The organism is Candidatus Deferrimicrobiaceae bacterium (assembly GCA_035256765.1).
Taxonomy (GTDB): domain Bacteria; phylum Desulfobacterota; class Deferrimicrobia; order Deferrimicrobiales; family Deferrimicrobiaceae; genus CSP1-8.
Map to the genome: position 1 here is coordinate 1 of DATEXR010000252.1, position 10108 is coordinate 10108.

8 protein-coding genes are annotated in these 10108 nt (G+C 61.0%); all 8 read left to right on the forward strand.

Annotated features, from left to right (window positions below; translation table 11 throughout):
• A partial coding sequence (locus VJ307_08370; protein ID HJX74155.1) for a hypothetical protein occupies window positions 1-504 on the forward strand: 504 nt, incomplete at its 5' end.
• Window positions 505-511: 7 nt separating this feature from the next.
• Window positions 512-1717: an AAA family ATPase gene (locus tag VJ307_08375; GenBank protein ID HJX74156.1), complete on the forward strand. Its 1206-nt coding sequence runs from the start codon at window positions 512-514 to the stop codon at window positions 1715-1717.
• Window positions 1714-3078: a CpaF family protein gene (locus VJ307_08380; protein HJX74157.1), complete on the forward strand. Its 1365-nt coding sequence runs from the start codon at window positions 1714-1716 to the stop codon at window positions 3076-3078. The genes VJ307_08375 and VJ307_08380 overlap by 4 nt, the downstream gene beginning before the upstream one ends.
• A 10-nt stretch (window positions 3079-3088) precedes the next feature.
• Entirely contained in the window at window positions 3089-4051 is a 963-nt protein-coding gene (locus VJ307_08385; protein ID HJX74158.1) for a type II secretion system F family protein, read from the forward strand.
• 16 nt (window positions 4052-4067) lie between these two features.
• On the forward strand, window positions 4068-5024 hold the full coding sequence (locus VJ307_08390; protein HJX74159.1) for a type II secretion system F family protein: 957 nt from the start codon (window positions 4068-4070) through the stop codon (window positions 5022-5024).
• Between the two features lie 59 nt (window positions 5025-5083).
• Window positions 5084-5428, forward strand: a complete 345-nt coding sequence (locus VJ307_08395; GenBank protein ID HJX74160.1) for a DUF192 domain-containing protein — start codon at window positions 5084-5086, stop codon at window positions 5426-5428.
• Window positions 5429-5558: 130 nt separating this feature from the next.
• Window positions 5559-9785 carry a tetratricopeptide repeat protein gene (locus VJ307_08400; GenBank protein HJX74161.1) on the forward strand — a complete coding sequence of 1409 codons (4227 nt, stop codon included), beginning with the start codon at window positions 5559-5561 and terminating at the stop codon, window positions 9783-9785.
• Entirely contained in the window at window positions 9782-10099 is a 318-nt protein-coding gene (locus VJ307_08405) for a hypothetical protein (GenBank protein ID HJX74162.1), read from the forward strand. The genes VJ307_08400 and VJ307_08405 overlap by 4 nt, the downstream gene beginning before the upstream one ends.
• The last annotated feature ends 9 nt before the right edge of the window (window positions 10100-10108 follow it).

Consider the following 10108-nt stretch of genomic DNA (forward strand, 5'->3'; position numbering starts at 1 on the left):
CCAACCATCAAGCCAGTGGCGCCCGACCAATATTACGGATTGCCCGACCCCGCGACCGATTATTACGCTATTAACGAAACGGGGAATAAGGTGACGTTGCCTTCCGATTGGCGGGACGTGGGTAGCATCATGAACGGAGATCCTAACGCCCAATGGGTGAATGACGGCAGTATTGACGGAGGACACCCGGAAAGTGGAAATTCGGCTTGGGCATGGGGCGAAGGAGGAACGGGGGACTGGAAATCATCCCCCCGTATTATCAAGATTCCGGTCTACTCTCCGGACCCTAATTACAAGGGGGGTATTCATACACCGGAAAAACCCGGGAAGACGAGCTTCCAACCTTTGGGTTTCGTGGGGTTCTGGGTTCAGGACATCCAGTATTTCCCACCCAACAACGGAACCATCGTCGGGAGGTTCGTAACGGTCGAAGGATGGGGTGTGGGCAGCAGTGACCCCGGGCCGGCCGGGACGCCGGTGCTCAATATTCGATTGGTGGAATAGGTTACGGATGAACAAGATCAGTTGCCTCATCATCGAAACGGACCAGGAGGCGATCCGGCACATCGACATCCTGGGGCGCACGATCGGATCGTTGGAGGTTCGCTGGAAGACGAACTCCCTCGAGACCGGCATCGCGATCATCCGGAAGCATCATCCGGAAATGGCGATCATCGGCCTGGGCCAGGTCCCCGATGCTTCCATCGAGGGGATCTCCACCCTGGCCCGGGATTTTCCGTCTCTTTATATCCTGGCCCTCTCGGACAAGAGCGACTCGGACCTCATCCTGCGTGCGATGCGGGCCGGGGCGCACGATTTCCTCTGCAAGCCCATAAAGGAGATCGACCTGCGCGCGGCGGTGGAGAAGGTCTATAAACTCAAAGCAGCCCGGATGGAGAAGAGGCCGGACAGCGGCCGGATCGTATCCGTGTTCAGCAACAAGGGGGGGAACGGGACCACGACGATCGCCGTCAATCTCGCGGACGCCCTGGTCCGCTACCACGGCAAAAAGGTGGTGGTGGTCGACCTGGTTCTTTCCCACGGTGACGTGACGATGTTCTTCAACGTCAATCCGTCGTATTCCATCCTCGACCTCGCGAAAAACGCGCAGAAGGCGGATTACGATTTTCTTCACACCCTTCTTGTGAAGCATCCCAGCGGGGTGTACATCCTGGCCGACCCTCCCATGATCGAGGATGCGGAACAGATCTCCGCAGGCCACGTGAAGGATGTGCTCAATACCCTGCGGTCCATGTTCGACTACATCGTCGTGGACACCCCGCACCACTTCGACGAACGGACCCTGACCGCCCTCGAGATGTCCGACACCATTCTGCTTGTGTCCCTGCTGAACCTTCCCTCTCTTCGAAACACCCAGAAGTGTCTCTCCCTGTTCGGGCGCATCGGGTTGCGCGACGAACGGGTCCGGCTGGTCCTGAGCCGGTATCTGCCAAATGATGAGATCCCGCAGGACAGCATCGAGGGGATCCTGAACTGCCCCGTTTTCTTTGCGGTACCCAACGATTACCCTGCCGTCATCGCGTCCGTCAACCGGGGAAAGTTGCTCCGCGAAACGTCCCCCGACAAGCCGGTCACGAAAAGTTTCCGGGAGTTGTCGGACCTCCTCGTTTCTCCCCCTGTTCCCCAAGACGCCCCGGCATCGAAAAAGAGAGGCTTGTTCGATAGGATTTTCACGTCTTCCCGGAGGACGAAATGAGTATCAGCGAATGGAAAGCGAAAAAGAATGGCGCGAGTACGGTGGTATTCGGCGATCCCTCCCAGCGCAGGAATACTCTGGACACGGAGATCCGTGCCTACCAGGATCTGAAAAGCACCATCCACCGGAAGCTCGTGGACAGACTGGATCTCTCCACGGTTGCCGAGATCCCTACCGAACAGCTGTCCGGAATCATCAAGGCGGTCGTCGAAAGCCTCATCGTAAACGAAGGAATTCCCCTCACGCGGGTCGAGCGTGACAGGCTGGTCCTCGAGATCCAGCACGAGACGCTCGGGCTCGGTCCTCTGGAGCCTCTCCTCCAGGACCCGGATATTGCGGACATCCTCGTCAACGGGCCAAACCAGGTATACATCGAAAAGCATGGAAAGCTCGAAAGAACCGAGGTGGCCTTCAAGGATGACGACCATCTGATGAGCGTCATCGAGAGAATCGTTTCGAAAGTGGGCCGGCGTGTCGACGAATCCTCCCCGCTGGTCGACGCCCGGCTTCCGGACGGGTCGCGCGTCAACGTGATCATTCCCCCTCTCTCGCTGGACGGCCCGGCGGTTTCCATCCGCCGGTTCGGCATCTCTCCCCTGAAGATGGAAAACCTCATCGAATACCAATCGTTAACCGAGGAAATGGCACGGACCTTCGGCGCGATGATCAAGGCCCGCCTGAACATCCTGGTGTCAGGGGGAACGGGCGCGGGGAAAACGACGTTGCTCAACATCCTCTCCGCTTCCATACCCGACACGGAACGGATCGTCACCATCGAGGATTCGGCGGAACTGATCCTCCAGCAGGACCACGTTGTGCGACTCGAGACCCGACCCCCCAATATCGAAGGGAAGGGAACCGTGACGCAACGGGATCTCGTCCGCAATGCCCTTCGGATGCGGCCCGACCGGATCATCGTCGGGGAGGTGCGGGGGGGCGAGGCGCTGGACATGCTGCAGGCGATGAACACGGGGCACGACGGCTCCATATCGACCATCCACGCGAATTCCCCGCGTGACGCCCTGGCGCGTCTCGAGACGATGGTATTGATGGCGGGATATGACCTTCCCGCAAGGGCAATCCGGGAACAGATGAGCTCTGCCCTGAACGTCATGATCCAGGTGGCGCGGCTGAGCGACGGGACGCGCAAAATCGTCAAGGTATCCGAACTCACCGGGATGGAAGGGGATATCCTGGTCATGCAGGACATCTTCGTGTACGAGAAGCAGGGGCTGACCGATGAGGGGAAGGTAAGGGGTCAGTTCCGTGCCACCGGGGTGCGGCCGAAGTTCCTCGACGTCATCCACACCGCGGGAATCCATCTCGAGTCCGATATTTTCGCATACCGGAAGCAAAAGTAGGGAGCCGGCGATGCTCTGGATCTCCGCTATCCTGTTCGTGGGCATCCTGACGGTACTTTTGTCCCTGTACTTCCTGATCGCCCCCGGGTGGACCGAAAGGAAGGAGATCAAAAAACGGCTCTCCCTCCTCGAACTGCGCAATCTCGTGTTAGAGGACCTTCCCGATGTCCTTAAAAGCGAACTGTTGAGTGATGTGCCGGCGCTCAACAGGATTCTCGCGAATATCAACGTTGCCGTACAAATCGACAAGCGTCTCAAACAGGCGGATATGGAGATGAAAGTGAGCACGTTCATCCTCCTGTCCTGCATCCTCTTCGGGTTTGCTCTGCTGGTGGGGGCCTTTCTGCACTGGCCTTTCCTGATTGCCGTTCTTTTCGGGGCGTTCCTTTTCGTGGTCCCGACGATCGTGGTGAACACCAGGAAAAACCTCCGCATGAAAAAATTCATCATGTATTTCCCCGAGGCCCTGGAAATGTTCGCGCGCTCCCTGCGGGCGGGGCATTCGTTCACGGGGGCCATTCAACTGGTCGGACAGGAGATGCCCGCTCCCATCGGTCCGGAATTCCAGAAGGTTTTCGACGAACAGAACCTCGGGATTCCGCTTCGGAATGCCCTGATCGGCATGACGACCCGGATCGACCTCCTCGATGTCAACTTCTTTGTTACGGCTGTCCTGATCCAGCGCGAGACGGGGGGGAATCTGGCGGAGATCATCGACAAGATCGGCTATGTCATCCGGGAGAGATTCCGCATCCAGGGGCAGCTCAAGATCCACACCGCCCAGGCCCGGCTGACGGGGATCGTCCTTGCTTTCCTGCCCGTCGTGGTGGCGTTCATCCTGTTCCTGATGAGCCCGGGTTACATGAAACCTCTCTGGGAAGAACCGATGGGAAGATCCATGATCTTTGGGGCCATCGTCCTGCAGATTGCGGGGATGCTCGTGATCCGGAAGATCATCCGGATCAAGATCTGACCGAAGGAGGAGCGGTTTGGTTCTTTTTCTTGCGATCGCCGTCTTCACGGCAACGGCCCTTGCGGTGCTGGCTCTCTACTGGCTGGTCGAGAGCCGGAGGGAGTCCCTCCCGCAAAGGCTCAAGGATATTTCCGAGACGCCTTCCGGGGCCGGGTCTTCGTGGGGCGAAAAAATCGATTCACGGTTTACCGGCGTTCTGGAACGCTTCAAGCGGAAGAGGCGAATCCAGGATGATATCGTGGCGATGATCACGAGCGAACAATCTACCGGGATAAGATTGCAGCTCATCCAGGCGGGTTTCCGTCGTCCGGGGTCCTATCAGGTCTACTTCTGGGTACGTGCTGTCCTGCCGGCCTCCCTCTTCCTTCTCGCCGTATCTTTCGGGAAGTCGATGGGGATGGCGAACCAGAAAATATTCTTTCTCGGAGCGCTGGGGCTTCTTTTCGGCTTCCTCTTCCCGATCGCGTTCGTCCGGTGGAAAATGAGGAAGCGCCAGGAGGAGATCACCGACTATCTCCCCGACGCGCTGGACCTTCTCGTCGTGTGCGTCGAGGCGGGGTTGGGATTGAACGCATCGTTCGTGAAGATCTCCGAGGAATTCGCACTCTCCAGTCCGACCCTGAGCGACGAGTTCGACATCGTCAACCGGGAGATGATAGCCGGTAAGCCCAGGATAGAGGCGCTTCGTTCATTGTCGGACCGTACCGGGGTAGAGGAGGTGAAGTCCCTCGTGGCCATGTTGATCCAGACGGAAAAACTGGGAACCAGCCTGGCCCAATCCCTCCGGGTACACTCCGACTCCCTGCGCACGAAGAGAAGGCAGCGGGCGGAAGAGGCCGCCGCAAAGACCACGATCAAGCTGGTGTTCCCCCTGGTGTTCCTGTTGTTTCCCGCACTTTTCGTCGTCATTCTCGGACCCGGCTTCATCCAGATCGCGAAGGTCCTGTTCCCCGTCATGGCCGGGAACCGGTGAGCCGGGTAGGGAACGAACGAATGAATGGGGAGGAATCGGAAGACAACGATTCGATGGGGATGAAGGTCCGGAATACCACCAGGGATAGAATTCTGGGCGACGGAGTCCGGGAGGCGAGTTCCCCGTTTGCCCGGATGAGGGGTCTCCTGGGGGTCGAGGGTCTATCTCCGGGGGAAGGGTTGTGGATATGCCCGTGCTACAGCATCCACTCTTTGGGGATGGCGTTCGAATTTGACGCGCTGTTCCTCGATGGCGGAATGCGGGTGGTGGCGCTCTACCGGCGCTTTCGAAAGAACCGCTTATCCAGGATTTACTGGGACGCCCGAGGGGTCCTCGAACTGCCGGAGGGCACGATCGAGAGAACGGGGACCGAGGTCGGGGATGAACTTGAATTTCGGACGTGAAAGGATCACCTTCCCCATAACTTCAGGACGCCCGCGCATCATCCTCATCGCCTCCGTTCTTCTCGTTCTTTGCCTTGCCGACCGGCCTGCGACGTCCGCCATAACCCTCACCGATATGGCGCGGGCTCTGGTGTCCGACAATACGGTGGGAACACAGGTGCCGTCTGTTTGCCGCGGCTACTCTTCCTTGGGGCTGCGGAGGGAGGCGGCGTCCTACCTGGAACGAAACATCCACCTTGCCGAGATTTCCCGCGACGAGGCGGCGCCGCTTTTCGAAGAGATCGTCAAGGAGCAGAGCCGGTACGAGGATCCGGGGGGGCTTGTCGCAATCTGCGAGACAGCCATCCGGAACGGAGCAAGGACGCCTCTGGTCCTGTATTCCTACGGGACGGGGCTGCGGCTGACCGGGAGGCTTGCCGAGGCCTCGGCGATCTTTTCCCAGCTGCCGAAGGAGAGCGTCTATTCTTCCTACGCTCTCTTCGCCATCGGACAGATCGCCGCCGAAGAAGGACGCGCAGAAACCGCCCATAACATATTCAACCGCTTACGGGAGTCGGGCCGGGAGCGAGGAGCAGAGGATTTTCTCACGGAAAGGGCTACCCGGTCCCAGGCAGAGCTCCTTCTGACGCTCGGGCGCCCCGGGGAGGCGGCACCCCTTTTTCTATCCCTCCTCCGCAGCGGGGAAGACCCCCTGGCAGAGATCGGTCGGGCGGCGGTCGACAACTCTGCGAGGGTAGGCAACGGCAGGGTATTGCCGGAGACGATCGCGAGATGGCCGGTCAGGAATCAGATCCTCCTGTCCCTGCTGCAGGGGGGGCTTGCCCGGGAGGATGGACGGTTTGGAGCCGCACTGGCCCATTTCCATTGGGCCGAAGAGAAAATCCATTGGTCCCTCGCCTCACCGACGCCACCCGTTGCGGAAGCATTCGATGCCTACGAACCCGTGGAGTTTCTCCGCCGGCTGGTGGAGGAGCACCGGATCCTTCGCGATCTCATCGGAACCGCCTCTTTCTCCGGGGACCCCGGGACGACCCGGGAAAGGATCGTCGAGCTTCTGGTTCAGCTCCTGTTCATCGACCACTCCATCGCGCGCGCGCAGCGATCGATGCCGAAATTGTCGGCGGCTCCCGAGGTGTCGTATCTTTCCACGTTCCAGGTGGAAGAGATCATCCTGACGATCGAGCAGGTGACCCTGGAGGGCGTCGACGTCGACAGACTTGTCGATGAGCTCGCCAGAAAGCTGGATATCTTCCAGAATCTCGCACACCCCATCGAACGGTACCGACTCCTGACGAGGCTGGAGAAAAGCCAGGCAGAGATCCATGCGATCAAACGGAGGATCCATGAACGCAGGGCGGCGGCTGTCGCGGGGGTCGAGGCGGGGATCGCGCTGCCCATGTCCAGCCTGCTGGAGGACGTGGGAAGATTCCTCGTGGAACTGGACGCCATACGGGACGCCGCGGGAAAATCGCGGGCGTTCACGGAGAAAAATTTCAATATCCTTCGGCCGAAGCAGGAGGCTGCCGACCGCACGGAGGATCCTTTTGAGGTGATGGTCCGGAAGGCGGAATCCATCGACAGGGAGAGGTTCAACTCCCTGTTGCCCGCGGTGAAGGCGTTGGAGGAGAGCGCTCGAATCGTCTCCTGGGAACAGAGACGGCAGGAGATCGCGGCGCTTCGTCCCGTGGTCGCCCGCCAGATTGTCGACGCGCTCGTGGGGCAGGCGCGGTCCCTCCGGGCCCGAAGGACCCCCGATGGGCAGCAGGAGGCATGGTCCTCCCTGGAGAGGGCGGCTTCCTACCTCCGGGGAGACGCACTTTCGCCCCGGGACCGGGTGGAAAGCGCACTCCAGATCGGGTCGTTCCTCGAGGAAGGGGATGACCGATGGGAACCGTTCCCTGGCAGGGTTGCCGGGGAGAAGGAAAAGGAGGTGATTGCCTCGGCCCTGCCGATCCTCGACACAGCCGCGCGCTCGGGGGAATTGCGGGAGGAGGCCTCCTCTCTGCTTGTTTCCCTCGGGATCATGGCGAACGATCCGGCGGCACGATCGAAAGCAGGGGACTTTCTTCGTGAGTTTCCCTCATCGCCGTACGCGGGGAGAATAGCCGTCCGGAGGGGGCACGAGGCACTCCTGGCAGGGCGATTGTCCGATGCGAGGGGGCTGTATCAAAAGGCCGCCGAGGGCTCGGAACTGGCCACGGTGGACGCTGCCCGGTACATGCTGGGCTGGTTCCGGTTCCAGGGCGGCGATGTGGCGGGAGCAGCGGGGGAGCTCTCCCGACAGCTCTCCGACCCGGCCTTCCGGTGTGGCGAACCCTCTCCTTTCGAGCAGGCGGTACTTGCCCTTTCCGTGCGCGCCTGGAGGGAAAGCCCCTTCGAGAGTCTCCGGTTGTATGCGCCGGTCCGGGAGGGAACCTGCGGGGGAAGGCTCCTCCTTCTGTCCCTTGCGATGGACGAGGAGAAACGCGGGGAAGCGGGCCGCGCCGCCCTGGCGTACGAAGTGTTGGCGGAACGGTTTGCGGGCGACGACGCCGCGCCGGGGTACGAGAAGAAGTCGGTGGAGGCGCTTCTCAAGGCGGGGATGGAAGACCAGGCGTTTGCGCGGATACTCCTTCTCGAGGAGAAGTACGGCCCCGGCACGAAGTGGGCGGAATCGCGGACTCCCGAGGTGCGTGAAAAAGCCCGGCAGGAGCTGGTCGGCATGCTCAAATCCATTTCGGAGAGGAAGTTTGCCGAGGGGGTCCGATCCGGGGAGCGCAAGGCGATGGTGGCGGCGAAAACCGGGATGGAACGTTTCTTCGCCGCAAGGGAAGGGGAGAGGCCGGGCGAGGACGCGGAGCTCAGGCTCAAGTGGGCGGTCGCCTCCCTCAAGGCGGGCGACCGCCAGACGGGGGTTACCATCCTCGGGGAGCTCGCGGAACGGGGGGATGACTCCGTGGGAGAAAGGGCGGCCGTCCTGTACGCGGAAACGACGATCGCCGCCTTCGAGAGAAAGGAAGATACGGCGGAATCGGCGGAGCGCTCCGCAAGTCTGCTCCTTGCGAGATTTCCCTCGGAAAAAGCGGCCGGTCTTGCCTACCGTGCCGCTGCCGCTTTTCTCTCGGCCTCGGAGTACGATCGGGCCATCCGCGTGGCGGAGGAAATCGAAAAGAACAAGGCGACCCCGAAACCGGTCCTTAACGACGCGCGACTCGTGCATGCGGAATCCGCCATTTTCCGGAACGAATTTGCCCCTGCGCGGAACAAGGCGGATATGGTGCTCGGGATTCCTTCCGGGGAGGACAAGCCGGGGGTCCGGGAACGGGCGAGGAATCTGTTCATACTCGCGTCGCTGAAGGAGATCGAGGCGAGGACGGGCGCAGAGGATTGGAGCGGGGCCGGCATGATGCTCGAGGAGCTGGGGAGGCGCTTCCCCGAGGTTCCCGAGGCGCCGCAGTATATCCTTCGGGCCTTCCGGTCCTACCGGTTGGGGGGGGAGAAAGAGGCGGCCACCAGGACAGGCATGCTGTTCCTCGACAAATTTCCCAAACAAAAGGAGGCGGTGGAGATCGCCGGGGCGGTGGGTCCCTACCTCATCGAGCGGGGAGAACCCGGGAAGGCCGCCGATCTTTACGCGAGCGTGGCGGAACGGTTCCCGAAAAGCGAGGAGGGTCCCGATCTTTTGTTTCTTGCCGCCCGTCTTGACGCCGAGAACGGTGATCTTAAGACGGCCGCGAAGTGGTTCTCCTCCTACCGGGAACGATATCCGGACCCCCGGTGGAAGTCGGTGTACGCGACGCTTTCGATCGGACTTTTCGCATGGAAAGGCGGCGATGCCAAGACGGCCGTCCGGGAGACGGAAGGCGGGATCCGCCAGATGGACGCCGGCCTGGAGAAGGATGCGCCCGGGGACATCTTCGAGCTTGGGGGCAGGGCGAGGATCGCCCTCGGGGAATACTGGGCGGAGCAGTTCCGGAAGCTCAAGCTGGTGGCCCCCCTGGAGAAGAACCTGGCGATCAAGGATCGTTTTTTCCAGCGGGCCCTCGTGCTGTTCGAAAAGGCGAGTGAGGAATCACCAATCGAGATCGCCATCAACGCCTCCCAGATGTCGGGAGACCTTTTCCTGGAGTTCGGCAGATCGATACTCGGCTCACAAAGGCCGAAAGGACTGAAAGAGAGCGAGAGCGCGATATTCGAGGAGGGTCTGAAGGAACGGGCACGCGTGTTTTTCGAGAAGGGGCTGGCCTGGTACGTAGGGGCGCTCGACCGCCTCGAAGCGGAGAAGGGGCCGGCCGACCTGGCCTCGCCGATCCGGGAGAGAATCGAGAACGCACAGAGACTGGTCGCCGAGTCGAGCGTGGTAAGGGGTGAGGAATGACGCGTGGCTGGACCAAGCTGGTGTTCCTTCTCCTGGCGGGCCTGATCGGCTCCGGGATGATGATGGGAACGGGAAAAGCCCGTGCCGCGGGCACGGACCAGCCCCCCTTGACCATGGAGGAACTCGAAGTCCGTGGGCGACGCGAAAAACCGGACAGGCTGTACCTTCCTGTCCCCCGGGGAATACGGCACGCGGCCCCCGTACGGTTCGACCTCTTGCGGGAAGATATGACGAGGCCGGTTCTTCCCTGGGAGATCGACAGCCGAAACAAACCGGTGGGAGGGAAACGTGACTACGAATACGCCCCTGACTGAAGAAACACG